Source organism: Neobacillus sp. NPDC093182 (assembly GCF_044754045.1).
Genome location: NZ_JBIVOI010000002.1, coordinates 208,272 through 230,620, shown reverse-complemented (window position 1 = coordinate 230,620; position 22,349 = coordinate 208,272). Strand labels below are relative to the sequence as shown.

General features: G+C 38.1%; 23 protein-coding genes. 22 read left to right on the top strand and 1 reads right to left on the bottom strand.

Annotated features, from left to right (window positions below; all coding sequences use genetic code 11):
• Positions 1–175 precede the first annotated feature (175 nt).
• The 15 genes from bcaP (at position 176) to ACIQAA_RS05655 (ending at position 13,843) form a co-directional block, all read left to right on the top strand.
• Positions 176–1,591, top strand: coding sequence for a branched-chain amino acid transporter BcaP (gene bcaP, locus ACIQAA_RS05725; protein WP_402616162.1), 1,416 nt, complete (start codon positions 176–178; stop codon positions 1,589–1,591).
• A gap of 185 nt (positions 1,592–1,776) precedes the next feature.
• Positions 1,777–3,015, top strand: a complete 1,239-nt coding sequence (locus ACIQAA_RS05720; protein WP_402616159.1) for an ATP-binding protein — start codon at positions 1,777–1,779, stop codon at positions 3,013–3,015.
• 213 nt (positions 3,016–3,228) lie between these two features.
• Entirely contained in the window at positions 3,229–4,392 is a 1,164-nt protein-coding gene (locus tag ACIQAA_RS05715) for an HD-GYP domain-containing protein (RefSeq protein WP_402616157.1), read from the top strand.
• 139 nt (positions 4,393–4,531) lie between these two features.
• Complete coding sequence (locus tag ACIQAA_RS05710) at positions 4,532–5,719, top strand: hypothetical protein (protein ID WP_402616154.1); 1,188 nt, start codon at positions 4,532–4,534, stop codon at positions 5,717–5,719.
• Between the two features lie 141 nt (positions 5,720–5,860).
• Positions 5,861–6,943 carry a hypothetical protein gene (locus tag ACIQAA_RS05705; protein WP_402616151.1) on the top strand — a complete coding sequence of 361 codons (1,083 nt, stop codon included), beginning with the start codon at positions 5,861–5,863 and terminating at the stop codon, positions 6,941–6,943.
• Positions 6,930–9,098 (top strand): molybdopterin oxidoreductase family protein, encoded by a 2,169-nt coding sequence (locus ACIQAA_RS05700; protein ID WP_402616148.1) that lies wholly within the window; start codon positions 6,930–6,932, stop codon positions 9,096–9,098. The genes ACIQAA_RS05705 and ACIQAA_RS05700 overlap by 14 nt, the downstream gene beginning before the upstream one ends.
• Positions 9,099–9,659 (top strand): 4Fe-4S dicluster domain-containing protein, encoded by a 561-nt coding sequence (locus ACIQAA_RS05695; RefSeq protein WP_063253156.1) that lies wholly within the window; start codon positions 9,099–9,101, stop codon positions 9,657–9,659.
• 12 nt (positions 9,660–9,671) lie between these two features.
• Entirely contained in the window at positions 9,672–10,196 is a 525-nt protein-coding gene (locus ACIQAA_RS05690) for a QcrA and Rieske domain-containing protein (protein WP_402616144.1), read from the top strand.
• The gene (locus ACIQAA_RS05685) at positions 10,186–10,377 is read left to right on the top strand and encodes a hypothetical protein (protein ID WP_402616141.1); all 192 of its coding nucleotides are present in this window, start codon (positions 10,186–10,188) and stop codon (positions 10,375–10,377) included. The genes ACIQAA_RS05690 and ACIQAA_RS05685 overlap by 11 nt, the downstream gene beginning before the upstream one ends.
• A complete protein-coding gene (locus ACIQAA_RS05680) occupies positions 10,370–10,681 on the top strand; it encodes a hypothetical protein (RefSeq protein WP_402616138.1) in 312 nt (103 codons plus the stop codon). The genes ACIQAA_RS05685 and ACIQAA_RS05680 overlap by 8 nt, the downstream gene beginning before the upstream one ends.
• Positions 10,668–10,940, top strand: coding sequence for a hypothetical protein (locus tag ACIQAA_RS05675; protein WP_402616136.1), 273 nt, complete (start codon positions 10,668–10,670; stop codon positions 10,938–10,940). The genes ACIQAA_RS05680 and ACIQAA_RS05675 overlap by 14 nt, the downstream gene beginning before the upstream one ends.
• A 37-nt stretch (positions 10,941–10,977) precedes the next feature.
• Positions 10,978–11,631, top strand: coding sequence for a sensor histidine kinase (locus tag ACIQAA_RS05670; RefSeq protein WP_402616133.1), 654 nt, complete (start codon positions 10,978–10,980; stop codon positions 11,629–11,631).
• 21 nt (positions 11,632–11,652) lie between these two features.
• On the top strand, positions 11,653–12,306 hold the full coding sequence (locus ACIQAA_RS05665) for a response regulator (protein ID WP_402616130.1): 654 nt from the start codon (positions 11,653–11,655) through the stop codon (positions 12,304–12,306).
• A gap of 15 nt (positions 12,307–12,321) precedes the next feature.
• On the top strand, positions 12,322–12,774 hold the full coding sequence (locus ACIQAA_RS05660) for a GAF domain-containing protein (protein WP_402616127.1): 453 nt from the start codon (positions 12,322–12,324) through the stop codon (positions 12,772–12,774).
• Positions 12,775–12,787: 13 nt separating this feature from the next.
• Positions 12,788–13,843, top strand: coding sequence for a sensor histidine kinase (locus ACIQAA_RS05655; protein ID WP_402616124.1), 1,056 nt, complete (start codon positions 12,788–12,790; stop codon positions 13,841–13,843).
• A 37-nt stretch (positions 13,844–13,880) separates the two neighbouring features.
• On the opposite strand, the gene ACIQAA_RS05650 is transcribed toward ACIQAA_RS05655, so the two are convergent.
• On the bottom strand, positions 13,881–15,539 hold the full coding sequence (locus ACIQAA_RS05650; protein ID WP_402616121.1) for a glutamine--tRNA ligase/YqeY domain fusion protein: 1,659 nt from the start codon (positions 15,537–15,539) through the stop codon (positions 13,881–13,883).
• A 154-nt stretch (positions 15,540–15,693) separates the two neighbouring features.
• Here ACIQAA_RS05650 and ACIQAA_RS05645 point away from each other — a divergent pair, with 154 nt between their 5' ends.
• The 7 genes from ACIQAA_RS05645 (at position 15,694) to ACIQAA_RS05615 (ending at position 22,316) form a co-directional block, all read left to right on the top strand.
• Positions 15,694–16,677 carry a Gfo/Idh/MocA family protein gene (locus ACIQAA_RS05645; protein WP_402617086.1) on the top strand — a complete coding sequence of 328 codons (984 nt, stop codon included), beginning with the start codon at positions 15,694–15,696 and terminating at the stop codon, positions 16,675–16,677.
• A 294-nt stretch (positions 16,678–16,971) separates the two neighbouring features.
• The gene (locus ACIQAA_RS05640; protein ID WP_402616118.1) at positions 16,972–17,985 is read left to right on the top strand and encodes a 4Fe-4S binding protein; all 1,014 of its coding nucleotides are present in this window, start codon (positions 16,972–16,974) and stop codon (positions 17,983–17,985) included.
• 169 nt (positions 17,986–18,154) lie between these two features.
• On the top strand, positions 18,155–18,808 hold the full coding sequence (locus ACIQAA_RS05635) for a bifunctional 4-hydroxy-2-oxoglutarate aldolase/2-dehydro-3-deoxy-phosphogluconate aldolase (RefSeq protein WP_402617083.1): 654 nt from the start codon (positions 18,155–18,157) through the stop codon (positions 18,806–18,808).
• Complete coding sequence (locus ACIQAA_RS05630) at positions 18,805–19,809, top strand: sugar kinase (protein WP_402616115.1); 1,005 nt, start codon at positions 18,805–18,807, stop codon at positions 19,807–19,809. Before ACIQAA_RS05635 ends, ACIQAA_RS05630 begins: the two co-directional genes overlap by 4 nt.
• Positions 19,810–19,823: 14 nt before the next feature.
• Positions 19,824–20,654, top strand: a complete 831-nt coding sequence (gene kduI / locus ACIQAA_RS05625; protein WP_402616113.1) for a 5-dehydro-4-deoxy-D-glucuronate isomerase — start codon at positions 19,824–19,826, stop codon at positions 20,652–20,654.
• A 51-nt stretch (positions 20,655–20,705) separates the two neighbouring features.
• The gene (kduD, locus tag ACIQAA_RS05620) at positions 20,706–21,488 is read left to right on the top strand and encodes a 2-dehydro-3-deoxy-D-gluconate 5-dehydrogenase KduD (protein WP_402616110.1); all 783 of its coding nucleotides are present in this window, start codon (positions 20,706–20,708) and stop codon (positions 21,486–21,488) included.
• Positions 21,489–21,533: 45 nt separating this feature from the next.
• A complete protein-coding gene (locus tag ACIQAA_RS05615; RefSeq protein ID WP_402616108.1) occupies positions 21,534–22,316 on the top strand; it encodes an IclR family transcriptional regulator in 783 nt (260 codons plus the stop codon).
• Positions 22,317–22,349 lie beyond the last annotated feature (33 nt).

The window sequence follows — 22,349 nt, the reverse complement described above, 5'->3', positions numbered from 1 at the left end:
TAAGGAAATAGTTAAAAATAACTATAGGTGTAATATTGTAATGGCATTATTAGGAAAATGATTAATTTTTCAAAATATATTGCTTTATTAATAAATTAATTATATTATACCGATATACATTTTTGAGAAGAACTTTTTCAGAACATTTCGACTTTGGGTCGTGGAGGTAATAGACATGAGTTTATTTAGGAAGAAATCAATTACAGCTTTAATTAGGGAGGTTGGACAAAAAGATACAACCTTGAAGAAAGAATTAGGTGCATTTGATTTAACCATGCTGGGGATAGGTGCGATTATTGGAACAGGAATATTCGTTTTAACTGGAGTTGCAGCAGCCGAGCATGCAGGGCCGGCACTAATCATTTCATTCATATTGTCAGGACTTGCCTGCGTATTTGCTGCCCTGTGCTATGCGGAATTTGCTTCAGCCGTACCGGTATCAGGCAGTGCCTATACCTACAGTTACGCGACCTTCGGAGAACTAATCGCTTGGATATTGGGCTGGGTTTTAATCCTTGAATATGGGCTTGCATCTTCTGCAGTTGCTAGCGGCTGGTCGGGTTATTTTCAGGGGCTTCTCTCAGGGTTTGGAATTAACCTTCCAAAAGCTATATCGAGTGCTTATGATCCGGCGAATGGAACCTTTGTTGACGTTCCAGCTATTGCGATAATCTTTTTTATCACTATGCTTTTGACACAAGGAGTTAAAAAGTCTGCACGTCTTAACACAATCATGGTTGTCATTAAAATCGCTGTAGTGCTGCTATTTATTGCTGTTGGTGTTTGGTATGTAGAACCAGCAAATTGGACTCCTTTTATGCCTTTTGGCTTCTCAGGTGTTGTAACCGGCGCCGCAACTGTTTTCTTTGCCTATATTGGCTTTGATGCTGTTGCCACGGCAGCAGAAGAAGTAAAAAACCCACAAAAGAACATGCCAATTGGAATCATTGCTTCATTAATAGTTTGTACTACTTTGTATATTGCTGTCTCTGCTATCTTAACAGGAATTGTTCCTTATACAGAACTTGGAGTAAAAAATCCAGTCGCATTTGCACTTAATTACATTAACCAGGATTGGGTGGCAGGTTTTATTTCATTAGGAGCAATCACAGGGATTACAACCGTGTTACTTGTTATGGTTTATGGACAATCAAGGCTGTTTTATGCCATTTCTCGTGATGGTTTACTGCCAAAAGTGTTTTCAAAGGTAGATAAAAAGAAACAAACACCGATTGTGAATTCGTGGATTACCTGCGTGTTAGTAGCATTTTTTGCAGGTGTGTTACCGTTAAATAAGCTTGCGGAACTAGTGAACATTGGAACATTATTTGCTTTTATGACAGTTTCCATTGGAATTTTATATCTTCGAAAAAATAAGCAAGCGCCAACTACAGGCTTCCGTGTACCTTTTGTACCATTGATCCCTATATTGGCATTCATATTCTGTGGATATTTAGCGCTCCAGCTTCCAGCGGCTACATGGAAAAGCTTTGGTGTATGGCTTGTAATTGGTTTGTTGGTGTATTTTGGATATGGACGCAGACATTCAAAGTTAAATGAAAATGAAGAAACCATTAAGAAAGTAAGCTAATTCAATACTGCGAAATGTGTAAAAAGGACTTGGATTATTCCAAGTCCTTTTTACGTTCCGGAAGTCTTTTGTCGAATTTCATCGAATTTCCAAAAAAAATAAAAGGATTTTTCGCAGAAAGGTGGTAAAATGGTAGGAGATAATTTGAATCATTTTTTTAATGTGTATCTAAGGGAGTTACAAAAATGAAAGAATCAACCAAGAATCCTAAATTAATTTTTGAAGAAACAAAAACAGTAAAGTTTTTTATAGCACTTTTTTACATTTTTTTCTTTTCATATGATATTTTCCATTACTATATTGTCCCAATATATACGAAAGAGGGCATGGTTGGATTAGAAAATAACGGTTTAGGTTTTTGGTTTCATATAGCTGTTATTGGACTTCTACCCATTGCGATATTTTTTATAAAGAGAGGTAATCCCTATATTGTAAAATATATTTTCCTCTTTAGTTTTGCATTTATCGAGATGATAAATAGTCTGCTTATTTATGTTGGTACTGATAAAGACTATGGGTCGGGAAATATTGTTGAATTGTTATTTTTATTTTTTTCACCAATCTTTGTGAATAAAAAGTATTTTTGGACTGCCGCTTTAACAATGATTGGAAAATACACAATTATTGGAAGCATCTTGCAAGAATCCAATGTAGTACTTCCAATAATTACTTTTTTTGTTCTATCTGTAATCGCGTATTTTTTATTAACACGTTTTATATCATATATTGATTCATTAACCTCAGTTCATTTAGAGCTTCGAAAAAAGGAGAAACTGGCAGTAATTGGACAAATGGCAGCAGGTATTGGTCATGAAATACGCAATCCCCTTTCTTCACTAAAGGGGTTTACGCAGCTGCAACAGGAGAGATATCCAAATACAAATGACTATTATCCAATAATGATTCAAGAAATAGATAGGATTAATTCTATAGTTAATGATTTGATGTACCTTGGAAAACCAAAAGAGATAAAATTTGCTAAGGCTAATATGGAAGAAATAATAGCTTATACTCTTTCAATTACTCAACAACAAGCTGAGAAACAAGGAGTTACGATAGAAACGATACTTGAAGGACCTTTGCCTCCTTTAGAATGTGATTCTCACCAGCTAAAGCAAGTCTTTATAAATCTCTTGAAAAATGCAATTGAATCAATGCCTGATGGTGGAAAAATAAAGGTAAATGTAAGAGTTTTAGAAGGTAAGAAGATGTATATCTCTGTTGATGATGAGGGATACGGAATTGATGAAGAGAACATTCTCAATTTAGGTGAACCCTTTTTTACTACTAAGAGGGATGGAACTGGACTTGGGTTAATGGTAACAAATCAAATTATAAGCGATCATAATGGTAAGATACAATTTGAAAATAAGTTAGATAAGGGTACAAAGGTTACATTGATTTTGCCTGTAATACAGAAATAATGGAAAAAAATAATTCTATAATTATACAAAAATCATCTTTGTAATATATTACAACGCTATAACCTATGAGATATAATGTAAGAATAAAGCATTATTTGTATATTGTAAAAATATCTAAATGAACAAATAGGTTATTGCCCTAAATTGTTATCGTCCATACTTGAGGCAAAATACCGTAGGATGTAAATGTTTTTAGAAGCATTGGAGGGTAGTATGATACCACATGAAGAAAAACAAACAGTTAAATGGTTCCTTTTAATTTCATATATTATTTTGATCGGGTATGACATTTTCTACTATTATCTTGTACCTGAATTTATTACACATAAGGAAAGTGGCTTCCCAAGTGTTTTTTGGTATCTGACTTATATAGTATTACTGATAGTAATTCCAGTCTCCATATACTTAAACAAGGTAAATAAGCAATCTTTGATTAAATATGTATTTTTTATCAGTTATATCTTCTCATCCTTTTTAGTTGATTTATTAACGTATTATGGTAGAACTGAGTCCTATTTTAGTGGAAATGTTGTAGAAGTATTTTTAATATTATCTTTACCTCTTTTTCTAAATTCAAAATACTTCTGGCTAGTAAGTCTGGCAGTTGCGGCCAAATACGTTATTATTGGTTTTATATTGAATACATCGTATGTTATTATGCCTATTATTTTACTCGCTATTTCTTCTATAATGTCCTATTTTTTATTAGTTCGCTTCCAAGGCTATGTTAGGGCTATAAGCACTTCATATGATAACCAGTTAGAGGGAATTGTAAAAGGCGTTATTGCAACACTGGAACTAAAAGATCCCTATACAAGAGGCCATAGTGAACGTGTAGCCAACTATGCCTTGTTGTTAGGAAAAGAAATTGGTAATCTCTCAAAAGAACAGCAAAAATCTTTTTATTATGCTTGTTTACTTCATGACATTGGTAAGGTTAATATACCTGATCAAATCCTAATGAAACCTGAAAAACTTACTAATGAGGAATTTGATATTATCAAGACTCATCCAGTTGTTGGGGCTGAAGCAGTTAAGAACGTTGATGGTATTAAGGATAGTATTTGTGTTATTCGTTCTCACCATGAACGGTGGGACGGAAAAGGTTATCCTGAGCAATTAAAGGGTGAAGAAATACCTCTGCTTGCCAGAATTTCTGCTATTGCTGACGCCTTTGATGCCATGACGTCTTCACGTTCATACCGGGAAGCAATGCCGGTTGAAGAAGCATACAGACGTATCATTGACGGACAAGGCTCGCAATTTGATCCTTTGCTAGTTGAAGAATTCAAGAAGGTCTACCCAGAATGGGTCAAATTTCATAAGACGTATCCATGGACTAAAAAATGGGAATTACTTAAGGAGGTGGGGTCATGAAAATCCGTAAACTTAAGAGAATTAAAACAACTTGCTGGTGGTGCCCTTGGATAGGAGTTAGACCATAAAGAGCGGGATGCTAGCGTAAGCTAAGCATCCTTTCTTTTGGATAAAATTATAGTTAGGTATGGTGGTTTAGATGAACATAGCACTTCATTCGAGGCTATCAATTGTTCCAGTTGAGATTCGCAAGGATAAAAAACATTATATTGTTGAGGATAAAATTTCAGGCGAATTTTATGAAATGCCAGAGGTTTGTATTGTGGCAATCGAGTTGATTAATCAAGGGGAGCGGTTAGGGGATATTGAAAGGATTGTAAAGGGAAAATTCCCCCAAGAGGAAGTAGACCTTCTTGATTTTGCAGCACAGCTTTTAGAAATCGAATTGGTTGATCAAGTTGATGGCATAAAGGTAGAAAAACAAAAAAGGCAAAAGGATAGCCTAGGCTTTTTATGGATTTCACCAAAAGCAGGAAAATTATTTTTTAATAAGTTTACTTACCCTCTTTATATCACGTTTTTCCTACTAAACATTATTCTTTTTGTTACTTTTCCTTCATTAATTCCCCATCATGAAGACATATTTGTTGTAGATATTATGGTAATAAATGTTCTTTTATGGATGTCTTTTACTTTTTTACTGGTCCTAGTTCATGAATTTGGACATATTTTGGCCATGAGAACTTACAATCTTCCGACGAAACTGGAAGTTGGTCATCGCTTGTTTTTTGTTGTCCTTGAAACTGATCTGTCTTCGGTTTGGAAATTAGCTCCAAAAGATAGGAATGTTCTTTTCTTAGCAGGACTTTGCTTTGACAATGTTATTCTTTTTATCGCCCTTATTAGCCAGTTTATATTACCATCTGGACAAGAATTTTTTAGTGGGTTAATGACACTGGCTGTATTCGATATTGTTTTACGGATGATTTATCAATGCTGTTTTTATTTAAAAACAGATTTATATTTTGTCTTTGAGAATGTAACAGGCTGCTACAACCTAATGGAAAATGCGCAACAAACTATTAGAAAGCAATTATCTTTCCTTAAGCCAAAAGCAAGTGAGGAAATTGGCCTTTTAAACGAAAGAAAGACAATTACTATTTATGCAATTTTCTATTTTATTGGTATTGCTATAAGCATAGCCTTATATTTCATTTTCTATATTCCAGAAGTAATTCATGCAGGAAAACAGCTGCTGCCCGGTTTTGGACAGGCACCAACCAGCCTTGCTTTTTGGGACGCCCTTCTTTTCTCTTTGCAAGTTAGCATCTTTTTACTGTTGCTGCTTTATTCCTATTGGAAAAAATATCGAGGAAATAAAGTGTGACAAATCTTTGTCTAAATTAAAAATTCTAAGGGTTTTTTCCCCGACAGATGGGGGAGTTCCCCTATATAGATAACACTAACGATTTTCTTACAATAAGAGTAAGAAAACTCGTTAGTGTTATTTTTTTTAGGAGGAGCTCGAATGCAGACTAATACGTCAATTAATAAAAAGACAGGACGCTCGATCGACAATGCGTTTGCGTCTAAATTTGCCAAATCAATGTTTTTATCGGTATCCGCTATCGTCATTCTATCTTTTATTGCAACCAGAATGTTCACCCATGTTGATTTAAATTTGTACGGATATATGGTAGGAACGATTGTTTTCATCGGAGGATTCTTCTACCGATTTATCGCATGGGGCGAAAGACCGCCAACTAAAATTTTCATCAAAAAAGGGTTAAAGCTTTTAAAAAGAAAAAGTACCCCTAAAACGGCGGTTAATCATCTCGCCATCTATGACTTTATTAAAAACCGCGGCTTGTACCGCTGGGTGCAGCACATTTTAATTGGCTGGGGCTGTTTACTTGCATGTTTGGTTACTTTCCCGCTTGTGTTTGGCTGGATGTACTTCACGATGAGTGAAAACGGCACCTATACCATCGTTTTGATGGGGATGAACTTAATGGAAGTAAAAGCTGATGGAATCATTGCCTGGTTCTCCTATAATGCATTAAATATTGCAGCTATTATGGTAACAGCTGGGGTATGTATGGCTTTACACCGCCGCTTAAAAAACATGCAGGCAAGAGCAGAACAAAAGTTCATCTACGACTTCCTGCCACTCTATTTATTGTTATTTATCTCCATTACTGGACTTTTATTAACCGTTCAAAATGTATTTTTACATGGCTGGATGCAGCCGCAAATGTCATTGATTCACCAGTTTTCAGTTATCGTAACGCTCATATATCTGCCATTCGGAAAACTTGCGCATATTCCCTTCCGCCCAGTTAGTGTCTTTGCGAGAAACTATCGTGAACACTACGGCGAACAGGCTGTGAAAGAATGTAAAGTCTGCGGCGATCATTTCGTATCGGTGGAACAATCGAATGATGTAATAAATGTACTTGGCGTAAATGATATGGAATTCAATATGCAGGATGGCTTTAACCTAGCTGAATTGTGCCTTCCATGCCGAAGAAAATACAGAATTTCTAGATTCTCTGGGATCGCAACGCACTTCGTTCAGGTCAAGGAGGCTAACCAAAATGCAAAGGGATAAGTTTTTTAAAGAAATCGAAAATGTCCGTCATCCGAATGAAACGCTTGTTAAAACACATTGTAGTTACTGTGGTATGCAATGCGGGATGAATTTACGTGTAAATACAAAAACAAATAAAATTATTGGGGTTGAACCTCGTTATGACTGGCCTGTAACAGTCGGAAAGATGTGCCCAAAAGGGGTTACAGCTTACCAGCAGACCAACCATGATGATCGTATATTAAAACCGTTAATCAGGGATGATGCTTCCCTTAAAGGAACAAAGGAAGGCTTCCGTGAAGCAACATGGGATGAAGCATATGATTTAATCGTGAAAAATTTCCAGCAGCTTCAACGTGATTATGGTAAAGATTCACTGAGTGTTTATAGCGGTGTATCTATGACGAATGAAAAATGTTATTTAACAGGAAAGTTTGCACGTGTTGGTTTACAAACACGTTACATTGATTACAATGGCCGCTTTTGTATGGCAAGTGCAGCTGGTGGATTTATGAGATCGTTTGGAGTTGACAGGGGATCTACACTTCCATGGACTGATCTTCATGAAACAGATTGCTTGTTCATTGCTGGAAGCAATACAGCAGAGTGTCATCCTACATCCATGTTCCGTGTATGGGCTGTTCAAGAACGCGGCGGTTATTTAATTGTCGCTGATCCTCGGGAAACGCCAATTGCGAGAAGAGCGGATGTACACTTAGATTTAAGACCGGGTACAGACCTTGCGCTTGCAAACGGAATCTTAAATCTCTTGATTCAAAATGGTCATGTAGATGATGAATTTGTTAACAACCATACAAACGGTTTTGAAGAAACAAAAGAATTAGTGAAAGAATTCACACCAGAATATACAAGTGAACTTACTGGGGTTGCTCCAGAGAAGATTATTCGTGCTGCTGAAATTTACGGAAAAGCACCAAATGCCATCGTCATGTTTGCCCGTGGAATTGAGCAGCAGGTGAAAGGTGTAGACAATGTTTCTGGTTATACAAATATGGCGTTGGTGACTGGGAAAATTGGCCGTCCTAAAGCAGGGGTTGCTACTTTTACAGGGCAGGGTAATGGTCAAGGCGGACGTGAACATGGTCAAAAGGCTGACGCACTTCCAGGGTACCGTAAAATTGCTAATCCTGAACACGTGAAGGCGGTAGCCAAGGTGTGGGGGATCGAACCTGAAGAAATGCCGAAAGAGGGCGTTTCCGCTTATGAAATGTTTGGGTTAATGGAGCAAAAAGTCATCCGTGGATTGTACTTATTGTGCTCAAATCCAGCTGTTTCTGCTCCAAATTTAAATTACGTACGTGAACAGTTAAAAAATCTAGATTTCATGGTTTGTTCTGATTTTTACCTATCTGAATCTGCAGAATTTGCAGATGTAATTCTTCCAACCACTACATGGTCTGAGGATGAAGGAACGGTTACAAATCTTGAAGGACGTTGTATAAAAATTAACAAGGCACAAGAGCCGCTTGGTGAATCTAAACCAGATTGGCAAATTCATGTTGAATTATGTGAACGTCTTGGCAGAGGAAAATACTTCTCCCATTTAAAAACAGCTAAGGATGTTGGCGATGAATTCCGCTTAGCTTCAAAAGGCGGCTATGCAGATTACTACGGAATTACTTGGGATAAAATTGAAAAACAAGACGGTGTATTCTGGCCATGTAAAGATGAGAACGACCCTGGGACACCACATATGTTCCTAGATAAAAAATTCTACCATCCAGATGGAAAGGCAAAAATTTGTGCACTTCCATACCGTCCGCCAGCTGAAGAGCCAGATGAAGAATATCCATTACGCTTAACAACAGGACGTGTAGTTTATCACTATTTATCTGGGAACCAAACCAGAAGAATCAATTTCTTACGCGATATGTGTCCTGAGCCATACGTAGAAGTACACCCAGAGACAGCTGAAAAATATAACATTAACCATGAAGAATTTGTCCGCCTCTATACTCGCAGAGGAGAAGCGGAATATAAAGTGAAAATCACGGAGGCGATCCGTAAAGATACGGTATTTGTGCCTTACCATTTCGGTCATGATCAATCTATTAATCTATTAACAATTGGAGCCCTTGATCCAATGTCACGGATGCCGGAATTCAAAGCATGTGCAGCACAGATCGAAAAACTAGAACTAAAGAAGGTGCAGTAAATGAAAAAGAGGCTTTATTTAGAACTTGAAAACTGTATAGGGTGCCGCTCCTGTTTGGCAGCATGTACCCAGTGTGGCGGTCACGAGGAGCGCAACCGTAACTATGTCTACGATGTTAACCCGCTTGTTAACCGTCAGACGATGCCTCTTATGTGCCTTCACTGTGTGAATCCAGCATGTGCGAGAAGCTGTCCGGCGCAAGCAATTCAAATCCATGAAACAGGAGCCGTCCTTTCGGCTCTTGTGGAAAAGTGCATTGGCTGTCAAAACTGTACAATTGCATGTCCATACGGTATTCCGAAGTTTGATACAGAACAAAATTTGATGTACAAGTGCGACCTTTGTATTGACCGCACAAAGGACGGAATCCCTCCAATGTGTGCGAGTGTATGTCCATCAAATACATTACAGTGGTTAACAGATGAAGAAATTGAAGCAAAGCAAAAACAATTTAATTTAGATAATGGTAAGTGGGTTACAAGTATGCCTTATTTAGAAGGCGAAACAAATGTTAGAGTGAATCTCCCTGGTATCCTGCAGGGCGTCACGAAATTGTTTTAGGAGGGATTAACGATGACAGACAAAAATAATAAAATCCCGTTCAATGAAGATAACTATACACATAATATAAACCGCAACAATGAAAGAAAACTGGACCGCCGCGGGTTTATGAAAACATTAGTAGGGGCAGCTGGGGTCTTCGCTGTTTCCTCACTTCCATGGGGAGCAGTTGCCGCAAAAGAACTCATTGGTTTAGGAGATAAGAAATATCCAAAACAAAAAATTGTCGACGTAAAATCGATTCCTGTTGGTGATGCGGTTGATTTTCATTTCCCTGGTGAGCATGATAGTGCGATTTTAATTAGACTATCCGAAAATAAATATGTTGCCTATCAAAATGCCTGTACACATCTCCGCTGCCCAGTGTTCTGGCAAAAGGAAGAAGGCGATTTGCTTTGCCCTTGCCATCACGGAAAATTTGATGTTGAAACAGGAGCACCGACTGCGGGGCCGCCTAGACGTCCACTGCCAGAAATCTATGTGAAGGTTGAAAACGGCGCAGTTTATGCCATGGGGGTGAAACGATATGAAGCGTAGTTACCTTCCTGTTGCCCTCCTTCTTGCTGTGTTAATGCTGAATATAATTGTTACACAATATATGGTTCATCAATATTTTTATCAGAACTATGTAAATACCATTGTGGCTGGAATTATGAATCTCATATTATTTCCACTCGCGTTTCTCATCTATAAAAAAGGTGTGAATGTTAATGACTAGTGAAACGTATCTTGATTTTTGTTTTATGCGAGGACAATCAGGAGGATTTTCCAATGAAATTGAACAAATATTAAAAGAGACATTTGGGAAGAAACGTTTGAATTGGTACCTAGAGGAAAAGACCATTGATGGGGCAGAATTAGTAATTGCCGAGGTAAAAGGGATGAGTGATTGGAATTCAGAGGAAGAAACAATCCTTTTCCTTGAAGAAAATGCAGGCGATAAGTTTTGGGAATATCTTCAAGGCTATAAAATGTTTATCTACCCCGTAAAGAGAGGGTGTAATAGCTGTGGAACCCATTAATCTAGAGGAACTGCGACAATTTGCCGGGTCTTCTGTTGAAATCACGGTACATGACCAACAGGGCGGGGATCAAGCACCAGCAATAAATAAAAAAATAGAAAGAATGGAGTACTGTCCGGACCGTACTCATATTCGCTTCTATTTTGATAAATACAATTTTATAGCTGTTCCGCTTGCCGGTGATTTCGCTCAATCAGAAACGTTGTTTTCTGCATCCGACACTGAGAGCGGATTAACTTATACAATTAGAATAATTTAGTTTAGTTTAGTATGACTAGGGTAAAGGAGGGAAAGTAATGGAATACTCTGCGTCAAGAAATCAAATTAGTTCCTATATCATTCAAGCCCAGGAGGAGGAAATTAAGAGAATTTCCTTAGAACTGCATGAAGGTGTAGGACAAAACTTATTCAGCATTCTAACGGGTTTAAAATTAGTTGATTCCGGAATAAATGAAGCTTATTATAAAAATTATCTTCATGAAATGACTCAGCTGATCGAAAAGACAATGCAGGAAATTCGATTACTTTCCGTTGAACTGTACCCTCCTGCCCTCACTACTCTTGGATTACTTCCTGCCATTAAGAGCTATATTAAGGTTTATACATCTACGTTTGGAATTTTAGTTGACTTAACCTCTACCGGAGAAGAAAAGCATATACTAGAACAAAATAGTATTGCAGTGTTTCGAGTTTGTCAGGAAGCACTTGCAAACATTGCAAAATATGCTGATACATCGAATATTAAGATGGATTTGACCTGGAGTAACAGTGAATTAAAAATATCTATCTTTGATTTTGGCAAAGGCTTTCAAAAAGAAGATCTAGAAAAGAACCCTTATTCACTAGGAATTGCTACAATGAAGGAGAGAATGCTTCTAACTGGCGGACAGTGTGAAATTTCCTCTACAATAGGAGAAGGTACGTCTATTGAAATATCGCTTCCTATTTAGGGAGTAAAGGGGAGTTACCATTTGATCAAAATCTTATTAGTTGATGACCATGCTGTGGTAAGAAGCGGCTTAAAGATGTTATTAAATACAAATCCTGAGATGGAAGTAATCGGGGAAGCTTCTGAAGGAAATGAAGGAATCAAAAAAGCGTTAAAGCTTAAACCGAATGTTGTTGTAATGGATTTAAGTATGCCTCATGGAAAAGATGGATTATCAGCGACCGGAGAACTAAAAAAGCAAATGCCTGAAGTTAATATCCTTATTCTAACAATGCATGATGATGAGGAATACTTATTCCGAGCGGTTCAGGCTGGAGCGTCTGGCTGTATTTTAAAAAGTGCTCCACATGATGAGTTAATGTCCGCAATTGAATCCGTTGCCAATGGAAATGCCTACCTCCATCCTGCTGCAACGAAGCGATTAATGGAAGAATACCTAGGCAGCCTTAAACATGGCAGCAATGACACCTATAATCTATTATCAGATCGAGAAAAAGAGGTCCTTACACTTATTGCAAAAGGATATTCCAATAAGGAAATTGCTGAACAGTTAGTGATTAGTGTAAAAACGGTTGAAACTCATAAAGGGAATCTAATGGAGAAACTTCAGATGAAAACCAGACCAGAATTGGTAGAATTCGCTGTTAAAAAGGGGTTATTGGGTTATGGAATTTAAGAGGTTATTTCTAGGATGACCGAGCTTATGGGTATGTCACAGGTAAATGAAGTCTGTGAAGCATTAATGAAAAGGATAGGCTGCGAATTTGTCGCTTTAGCACTTCAAAATGAGGTCGGACCTGATGTAAGGTGGCATTATGCTTCAGGCAATTTAAATGATAAATATAAAAGAATCACCGTCCGGTTTGGAAAAGGGGTTGCTGGGAAAATTATTTCGAGCGGCAGTCCTATGATGTTGATTGACTTCCCAAACGGTATTTATGGAAAGGTAACAGATCATCCTATTATGCTTGCTGAGAAACTTGTTTCCTGCTATGCAGTGCCGATATTTTTTAATTCGTCACCAAAAGGTGTGCTGCTAGTAGGAAGAAGGGAAAAATATACATTCTCCGAGGACGACCAAGAAATGGTTCAGGATGCTGCCTTGGTATTAGAGCAGATATTACAAAACCAGAATATAGGTTAGGAGGGGGATATGTATGGACAGAGACCAGCAGCAGAGTGAGTTTGCAAACCTTGAGTTAGAATTAAAAAAATCAATGCAGGAATTAATCGATATAAAGTTTGCCCTTGATGAATCTTCGATTGTGGCGATTACAGATTCAAGGGGTACGATTACATATGTTAATGAACAATTTAGCCAAATCTCCAAGTATCCAAAAGAAGAACTTCTGGGCCAGGATCACCGAATTTTGAATTCCGGATACCACCCGAACAGTTTTTTTAAAGAAATGTGGAAAACCATTGGCTCTGGGAAGGTATGGAAGGGCGAAATACGCAACCGTGCAAAAGATGGAACATTTTACTGGGTCGATACGACCATTGTTCCGTTTATGAATGATAAGGGAAAACCATATCAATATTTAGCAATCCGCTATGAAATTACCGAACGAAAGCGGGTTGAGCAGGAATTACAGAAAATGATGACCACGATCATCGATGTTCAGGAAGAAGAACGAAAGCGCTTATCCCGAAATTTACATGACGGAATCGGGCAGAATTTATATAGTCACCTCATTACCATCAATCGCCTGCTTTCTGAAATGGATCATCCTCTGCTTTGGCAAATGCAGAACGAAGCAACTCAACTAATAGAGGAAATCCGGGATATTTCTTGGGAACTGAGACCTTCAGTATTAGATGATCTTGGACTTGTTCCTGCGATCCGTTCTTTTCTGTCCCGTTTTTCAGAAAACTATCATATCGATGTTTATTTTGAGTGTGTATTAAATCGCCGCTTAGACATCAGTATTGAACTAACCATTTATCGTATTATTCAAGAAGCATTAACCAATATTCGCAAGTATGCGGAGGTTTCCGATGCAGCTGTCACAATAAGAGAAATGGATGAAGTTGTTAGAGTAATGATTGAGGACAAAGGGAAAGGATTTGAATTAAATTCCCAATCCCGTGGTGTGGGTCTATTTAGTATGGATGAACGCGCACGGGCTGTAGGAGGAGAACTTACGATTAACTCTTCACCGGGTAAAGGAACAAGGATCATTCTAGAAGTCCCATCTACTGCAAAACCATAAAAATAGAACCAAGCATACGTGCTTGGTTCTATTTTTTCTATATCTTAAAGGAACTTTTTAAAGATACGATTCGGTTAAAGACCAGCTTATCAACGGTTGTATGTTTAGGGTCTACGTTGAAGTATCCATGTCTAAAGAATTGAAATTTATCGTGCGGCATACTTTCTCTCATATTAGGTTCTACAAAGCCCTGTAACACCACAAGTGATTCTGGATTTACGTTGTCGAGGAAGGTCTTTTCTTCCTCGTCCGTTCCCTCTTCTGTTTTATCGAGAATCAGTGGTTCGTATAACCGAAACTCTGCAGAAACTGAATTGGTTGCCTCCACCCAATGAATGGTGCCCTTTACTTTACGGCCAGTAAAGCCAGTGCCACTTTTGGTAAGCGGGTCATAGGTACAGCGGAGCTCAATAACTTCTCCGTTTATATCCTTGATTACTTCTTCACATTTAATAAAATAAGCATGTTTAAGACGAACTTCATTACCAGGGAAGAGGCGGAAATATTTAGCCGGAGGATTTTCCATGAAATCGTCTTTTTCAATATAAATCTCACGAGAAAATGGGATTTTCCGCATGCCCATTTCTGGAACCTCAGGGTTAATCTCTGCATCAAGTAATTCAATTTGTCCTTCTGGATAATTCGTGATGACCACTTTTAAAGGATTTAGAATTCCCATTGTCCGCGGTGCCTTTAACTTTAAGTCTTCTCTAACAAAGTGTTCGAGCATTTGTGAATCAACAGCTCCCGAACCTTTCGATACACCTGTTTCGCGGACAAAATTACGAATGGATTCAGGGGTAAATCCTTTGCGTCTCATGCCGGAAATAGTCGGCATCCGTGGATCATCCCAGCCATCAACAAACCCTTCGTCAACAAGCTGCTTCAATTTACGCTTGCTCATTACCGTGTTGGTCACATTTAAACGGCCAAATTCAATTTGCTGCGGTGTACTTTCCATTTCGCATTGTTCGACTACCCAGTTATAAAGTGGACGTTGGTCTTCAAACTCAACCGTACAAATTGAATGGGTTACGTCTTCAATCGCATCCTCTAGAGGATGAGCAAAAGCATACATCGGATAAATACACCACTTATCACCAGTATTATGGTGGGTAGCGTGAGAAATTCGATAAATAACAGGATCACGTAAATTGATATTAGGAGACTTCATATCAATTTTCGCACGAAGAACCTTTTCTCCATTTGCAAATTCTCCATTGCGCATCCGCTCAAATAAATCAAGATTTTCCTCAACTGAACGATCGCGATAAGGGCTCTCTTTACCAGGAGAGGTCAATGTGCCGCGGTATTCACGAATTTCGTCAGCGGATAGGTCATCCACGTATGCTAGTCCTTTTTTTATTAATAGCACCGCACGTTTGTACATTTCTTCAAAATAATCAGAAGCAAAGAATAAGTTATCCCACTCGAATCCAAGCCATTTTACATCTTCTTTAATCGAGTTTACATATTCGACATCTTCCTTTAACGGATTGGTGTCATCAAATCTTAAATTGGTTTTTCCGTTAAATTCATCAGCTAAACCAAAGTTAATGATAATGGATTTTGCATGGCCAATATGTAAATATCCGTTTGGCTCTGGAGGGAAACGAGTGATAATTTTATCATGCTTACCTGATTCCAAATCCTTAATCATCACATCTTTTATAAAATTAGAACCTAGATTGTCCACTCTATTCAACCTCTCTCTCTCATCTATACTACATATATAAATAACATAAATATTGATATTTTTCCATTGTACCCAACTAAAGTGAAATTGGCAAAAAGAAAGCAAAAAGGCTACAATATATGCTTATAGAAGCAATGAAAGGGGATTTTATATGATTAATTTAGGAACAGTGGGAACAGGGTGGATTACAGCAGCTTTTATCGAGGCAGCAAAGCTGAGCGGGAAACTAAACTTAACGGCGGTCTATTCCCGGACAGAAGAGAAAGCAAAGGAGCTTGCCCATACATATAACGCAGCACACTATTTTTCTGATTTAGAGGAGATGGCCAAAAGCTCTGAAATTCAGGTGGTTTATATTGCTTCCCCTAATTCAGTCCATTTCGAACAGGCACTTACTTTTTTAAAAAATAAAAAGCATGTTATTTGTGAAAAGCCGATTTTTTCAAATCCAGCTGAACTGGAAAAAGCCTATCAAACAGCTGAGGAAAACGGGGTTTATTTATTCGAAGCGATTCGCAATATTCATACTCCGAACTTTCGAATACTTAAGGAAAAAATTCATATGGCAGGCAATCTAAGAAGTGCCATGCTTCCATATATACAGTATTCTTCTAGATACGATGCGTTTTTAAGAGGCGAGAACCCAAATATCTTTTCTAGTACTTTTTCGGGAGGTGCTCTAGTTGATTTAGGAGTATATCCGCTGTATTTAGCAGTGGGGCTTTTTGGGGAGCCGAAAAAAGTTACCTACCATCCCGTGATTCTGTCAAGCGGAGTTGATGGCAGCGGTACGCTTTTGTTAGAGTATCAAGACTTTGTCTGTACTATTCTTTGCTCCAAAATTTCACATTCAGTTATGCCATGTGAAATTCATGGTGAAAAGGGTACCTTCGTCCTTGAGGATGCAGCACCGATATCCGAAATAAAATTCATCGACAGTCACACGAAAGAGAGCGAAATCTTAAGCGTTGCTCAAGAAGATAAAAACATGGTCTATGAATGCCTGAATATCGCTGAGATTATTGAAACAAATGATGATCATCGATATGAGAAGTTAAAGGAAATGAGTCAGATCGTGCTAAAAGTAACAAAAGAAGCGAGGAAACAGAACAATATTGTATTTGGAGTAGAACGCTAGACTTATCTATAGTAAAAAGTTGACTTCTTGATAACCACCAGAATAAAACCAGCATTCAGACAGAGTCAAGCTAGTTTCGCTTGGTGCTGTCTGAATGATACCTGTATTCAGACAGAGTCGAGCCAGTATCGCCTTGACCTGTCCGGACTATATTGTGTAATTCTCCCAATTTTGTCTGTTTTAAGAATAGGGTTGTGAATTCTTTATGAAAACCGCATTCTTGATGACTTTTATCACATCCCCCTTTTTACTTCGTTCCTTATATTAAGGGTGAAGAAGATTGGAGGAATCGCAATGAAGTCAATGAACTGGTACAAGAAACAGTTGAAAAGAAAGCCGGTTCAAATAACAAGGTACGTCGTTCAAGCTGTATTCCTGTTATTTTTACTATATGTCGGTGTCCGTTTTTATCAATTTTATATGCATTTTGAAACCCTTGGAGAAACCCCTTTTGTTGAGAGACCGGCTGCGGTGGAAGGATTCCTGCCGATTAGTGCCCTAATGGCATTAAAGGTTTGGCTTGCCACTGGAGATTTTGATGTAATCCATCCAGCAGGACTTGTTCTGTTAAGTTTTTTTGTTGGTGGTGCTATCATTTTCCGAAGATCTTTTTGCAGCTGGATTTGCCCAATTGGAACAGTTAGTGAGTGGATTGCAAGATTAGGTAAAAAGCTGTTTAAACGTAACTTCGAAGTACCAACATGGCTCGTTTGGCTGCTAACCCCTATTAAATACTTATTATTGCTGTTCTTCTTAGGGATGGTTATCGTCATGCCTGCTTATGGTGCGATTGCTTTCCTAAATGAGCCATATAACAAAATCTCTGATATAAAAATGCTGACATTTTTTTTAGATATCAGCGGTTTTGGCTTAGGATTTCTTATCGTAATGTTCATGCATTCTTTATTCTTTAGGAACTTCTGGTGCAGATTCCTTTGCCCATATGGAGCTTTCATCGGGTTAGGTTCGATATTTAGAATTTCGAAGGTCAGTAGAAATGAAGAGACTTGTACAAACTGTGAAATGTGTACGAAGGTATGCCCTTCAAGAGTAAAGGTGCACAAGGTAGAAACCGTAAATAACTTAAATTGTACGGCTTGTATGGCCTGTGTAGAAGCATGCCCTGTGAAGGACACCTTGAACATGACTGTTGCAAATAAAAAGGTAAGCAAATGGTTTATACCAGTGTCATTCTTTGTGGCCTTCTTCTTAATTATTGGCTTTGCAAAACTAACAGGGCATTGGGAAACCATCATCAGCTATGAGGAATGGAAAATCCTCATTCCAGAAGCAAAGTATATAGATTAATAGAGAATCGTAACCTGTTTAAACGTACAGGTTATTTTTTTTATACTTATTTTTCTGATTATTTTATAAAATGGTGTTGAAAAACCCAAAAGCCTCCAATATAATAAGAATATAAATTTCCAAATAAACAATAGCATTTCCTATTTGGAAATCCAAGGAGGTAAACATCATTAAAAAGGCTAATATTCTCTTAAAACTTGAAAAAAGTGGTGTGATTGCAGTACTAAGATCAGACACAAAAGAAGAATCACTAAAAACGATTGATGCACTAGTAAAGGGTGGGATTACCGGCTTAGAGGTAACTTTCACTACTCCACAAGCAGATGAGGTTATTCGTGAAACAGTATCAAAATATAAAGATAACTCTACTATTGTCGTTGGTGCAGGAACCGTTCTTGACTCAATGACAGCAAGAATCGCGATTATGGCGGGAGCTGAATTTGTCGTGAGCCCAATGTTTGATTTAGAAATAGCAGAGATTTGTAACCTTTATCAAGTGCCGTTTCTGCCAGGTTGTATGACCATAACCGAAATGAAAACAGCACTTCGTTCAGGTGTAGATATTATTAAATTATTCCCTGCCAGTACATATGAACCAAGTTTTGTGGATGCTGTAAAAGCACCGCTCCCACAAGTTAATATCATGCCTACAGGCGGAGTGAATTTAGATAACATGGAGTATTGGTTAAATAAAGGCTGTGTAGCAGTTGGTGTAGGAGGAAATTTATTAGCTCCTGCTAAAACTGGAGATTACGACCAAATTACCAAGTTAGCAAAACAATATATCGATCGATACCACGAAATAAAGATGGTGACCGCATGAGCACCATCGTTACTTTTGGGGAAATCATGTTAAGACTTTCAACCGCCACAGGTACTCATTTCAGCAATGCGGGAAGCTTTCAGGCGCACTATGGAGGAGCAGAAGCAAATGTTGCGGTAAATCTCGCAAATTTTGATCATGAGGTTACTTTTGCAAGTAAGGTACCGGGCAATGCTCTAGGTCTTGCCGCGAAAAGACACCTTCAAAAATATGGAGTTAAGACGAAAGAATTGCTTTTTGGAGGCAATCGTCTTGGAACCTATTACCTTGATAGTGGTATAGGAGAACGTTCTTCTGCAGTGATTTATGACAGGGCTAATTCTAGCTTTGCTTCGGTGCAGGAAATGGAATGGGATTTCGAACAACTTTTTGAAAACGCCGCCATTCTGCATGTTTCAGGAATTACACCAGCACTTTCTGAAAAATTAGCGGAAATTACTTTGGACATCATAAAAGAAGCCAAGAAGCGGGATATAAAAGTCAGCTTCGACATTAATTTCCGTTCTAAGCTTTGGAATCATGACCAAGCATCTAGGGTCATCTCGAAAATCCTGCCATATGTGGATTATTGCTCTGCAGGGAAAATGGATGCGATTTATTTGTTAGGCATTCCAGAAAATCAGTCAGGTCAAGATGATACAGACTATTACTATCAAAAAATGCATGAGAAATATAGTAACATTGAGGTCTTTTATTCTACCAAGCGCGATGTGCATTCTGCTACTTCTAATTCCTTACAAGGTACGCTTTGGAAAGATGGCATTACTTATGTTTCAAAAGTTCATAAGCTAGAACCAATCGTCGATCGGGTTGGCGGCGGAGACGCTTTCTCAGCAGGTATTCTGCATGGATTACTTACTGGTGCAGACCTAAACTATACGGTCTCATTTGCAGCCGCATACTCAAGCTTGAAACATACCATTTATGGTGATTGTAATCCATTTACGATAAAAGAAGTAGAAAATTTAATGGAAAATGGCAGTGCAAAAATAAACCGATAACAGGAGTGAATAAAATGGAAACTCGTTATACACATAGCCCAGAAGATATTCGCCACTATTCTACGGAACAACTGCGCAAGGAATTTTTAGTAGAAAGTATCTTTGTACCAGGAGAAGTAAGATTAACGTATACCCATAATGACCGTATGATCTTTGGCGGTGTTACACCAACAAATCAACCATTAACAATTGAACTTTCTACAGAATTAGGAGTTACTTATTTCTTAGAACGCCGTGAACTAGGTGTTATTAATATCGGCGGACCAGGATCTATTGTAATCGAAGGCACAGAAGAACCAATGAAAAAGCAAGATGGATATTACATTGGAAAAGAAACAAAGGATATTCAATTTAAATCAGATGATCCAGCTAATCCAGCTAAATTCTATACAGTGTCTGTACCGGCACATCACAAATACCCAAATGTAAGAATTAGTATTGATAATATCGAGCCAATGGTGACAGGGGATTCAGCAACGTTAAATCATCGTTCGATTTATCAATATATTCACCCGAACGTATGTCAAAGCTGTCAGCTTCAAATGGGTTATACGATCCTAACCCCGGGCAGCGCATGGAACACAATGCCATGTCATACACATGAACGCCGTATGGAAACATACCTTTATTTTGATATGAAAGAAGATACCCGGGTTTTCCATTTCATGGGCAAACCGGATGAAACCAAACATTTGGTAATTGCTAATGAGCAGGCTGCCATTTCTCCAAGCTGGTCAATCCATACTGGTGTAGGTTCAAGTGACTATACGTTCATTTGGGCGATGTGCGGCGAAAACATCACATACAATGATATGGACATGGTTCCAATGAAGGACTTAAAATAAATCCATTTGGCTTTAATGTACCTCATTAAACAGATACGGAGGCTTTGAAAAATGACGCAAGACTTACAACAATTTTCATTAGATTATTTTAAATTAGATGGTAAAGTAGCGATTGTTACTGGTGGTAATACAGGTCTTGGACAAGGCTTTTCGGTTGCCCTGGCAAAAGCAGGTGCGGACCTTTTTATTACCACTCATGGGAACAATTGGGAAGAAACGAAAGAACTAATCGAAAAAGAAGGACGTCGAGTAGAGTTTTTTCAAGGTGACTTAACAGATAAACAAGTTTCAAAAGATATCGTTTCTAAATGCTTAGAAACATACGGAAGAGTGGATATCCTAGTAAATAACGCAGGTACCATCCGCCGTTCGCCTTTACTTGAGTATAAGGAAGAAGATTGGGATGCTGTAATGGATATTAATCTAAATGCTGTTTACTTTTTGAGCCAAGAAGCTGCAAAAGTAATGGCAGAACAAGGCAGTGGAAAAATCATTAATGTTGCTTCCATGCTGTCTTTCCAAGGTGGTAAATTTGTACCTTCCTATACAGCCAGCAAGCATGGTGTCGCTGGTTTAACGAAAGCATTTGCGAATGAATTAGCGGTCAAAGGCATACAAATTAATGCCATTGCACCGGGTTATGTTGAAACCAAAAATACTGCACCTATTCGTGAGGATGAAGTGCGTCATGCAGAGATTACTGCTCGCATTCCTGCGGGCCGTTGGGCAACTCCAGCAGACCTGCAAAGTGTTGTAGTCTTCCTTGCAAGCCGGGCGTCTGATTATATGAATGGAGCCATTATCCCAGTGGATGGCGGCTGGCTCGTTCGCTAGTTTTTATATTATAATAAGTGTAAAAAGATGAAGGGAGGTAACATAATGGAGAATGCAAAGCAGCCATATGGTACTGTTCTAATAAAGGCTTCCAGTATCCTTGATTTTCTGTCAGCAAAGAAAGAACCACAAGCATTGAATGTGATCGCACAAGAAACAGGATTAACTAGTTCAACGGCCTTAAAGATATTGGATACCCTTCTTCTAATTGGTTATGTGAAAAAACATCCAGAGACGAAAAAATTCGGAATGGGCAGTGCTTTAATTAAATACGCAAATAAGTATCTAGCTGATCTAGACATTTCCAAAATATCTTATCCATATTTAAAAGAGTTACAAAATAGTTTAGATGAAACGATACACTTAGGTATTTTAGAAGGCGATGAGATTTTAACTGTAAACAAGTTAGAAACGAAAAAACCTATCGTTTGTTTAAATTCCAGAATTGGTTTATCTAAGCCTCTTTATTGTTCGGCAATGGGTAAGGCTGTACTGGCAGAAATGTCAGAAAGCGAAGTATTAGCTTATTTGAATCGAGTCGAACTAAAGGCTATAACTGATACGACCATTACAGATTCAGAGACGTTGCTCAAACAGTTAGAGGATGTAAAAAGAAATGGGTATGCTGTAGATGACAGTGAAGGTGAAAAAGATGTCTATTGTCTAGGTGTATCACTAGTAATGAATAACCAAACCTACGGAGCGTTTAGCGTCAGTGTTCCAGCCTACCGCATTACACCCGAAGTAAGAAACGAAATCGTTCAAGCCATCTTAAAAACAAAAGAAAATATCCTACGAGAATTACAGCAAAATTATGTTTTTATATAATATTAGACTATGTTGATAGCTAATTATTGATTT

Excerpts from the sequence above, each read along its gene's own strand:
- bcaP (WP_402616162.1), top strand. The coding sequence starts at position 176 with ATGAGTTTATTTAGGAAGAAATCAATTACAGCTTTAATTAGGGAGGTT.
- ACIQAA_RS05705 (WP_402616151.1), top strand. The coding sequence starts at position 5,861 with ATGCAGACTAATACGTCAATTAATAAAAAGACAGGACGCTCGATCGAC.
- ACIQAA_RS05640 (WP_402616118.1), top strand. The coding sequence starts at position 16,972 with ATGAAGTCAATGAACTGGTACAAGAAACAGTTGAAAAGAAAGCCGGTT.
- ACIQAA_RS05655 (WP_402616124.1), top strand. The coding sequence starts at position 12,788 with ATGGACAGAGACCAGCAGCAGAGTGAGTTTGCAAACCTTGAGTTAGAA.
- ACIQAA_RS05715 (WP_402616157.1), top strand. The coding sequence starts at position 3,229 with ATGATACCACATGAAGAAAAACAAACAGTTAAATGGTTCCTTTTAATT.
- ACIQAA_RS05700 (WP_402616148.1), top strand. The coding sequence starts at position 6,930 with ATGCAAAGGGATAAGTTTTTTAAAGAAATCGAAAATGTCCGTCATCCG.
- ACIQAA_RS05680 (WP_402616138.1), top strand. The coding sequence starts at position 10,370 with ATGACTAGTGAAACGTATCTTGATTTTTGTTTTATGCGAGGACAATCA.
- kduI (WP_402616113.1), top strand. The coding sequence starts at position 19,824 with ATGGAAACTCGTTATACACATAGCCCAGAAGATATTCGCCACTATTCT.
- ACIQAA_RS05720 (WP_402616159.1), top strand. The coding sequence starts at position 1,777 with ATGAAAGAATCAACCAAGAATCCTAAATTAATTTTTGAAGAAACAAAA.
- ACIQAA_RS05630 (WP_402616115.1), top strand. The coding sequence starts at position 18,805 with ATGAGCACCATCGTTACTTTTGGGGAAATCATGTTAAGACTTTCAACC.
- ACIQAA_RS05710 (WP_402616154.1), top strand. The coding sequence starts at position 4,532 with ATGAACATAGCACTTCATTCGAGGCTATCAATTGTTCCAGTTGAGATT.
- ACIQAA_RS05615 (WP_402616108.1), top strand. The coding sequence starts at position 21,534 with ATGGAGAATGCAAAGCAGCCATATGGTACTGTTCTAATAAAGGCTTCC.
- ACIQAA_RS05670 (WP_402616133.1), top strand. The coding sequence starts at position 10,978 with ATGGAATACTCTGCGTCAAGAAATCAAATTAGTTCCTATATCATTCAA.
- ACIQAA_RS05685 (WP_402616141.1), top strand. The coding sequence starts at position 10,186 with ATGAAGCGTAGTTACCTTCCTGTTGCCCTCCTTCTTGCTGTGTTAATG.
- kduD (WP_402616110.1), top strand. The coding sequence starts at position 20,706 with ATGACGCAAGACTTACAACAATTTTCATTAGATTATTTTAAATTAGAT.
- ACIQAA_RS05695 (WP_063253156.1), top strand. The coding sequence starts at position 9,099 with ATGAAAAAGAGGCTTTATTTAGAACTTGAAAACTGTATAGGGTGCCGC.
- ACIQAA_RS05690 (WP_402616144.1), top strand. The coding sequence starts at position 9,672 with ATGACAGACAAAAATAATAAAATCCCGTTCAATGAAGATAACTATACA.
- ACIQAA_RS05660 (WP_402616127.1), top strand. The coding sequence starts at position 12,322 with ATGACCGAGCTTATGGGTATGTCACAGGTAAATGAAGTCTGTGAAGCA.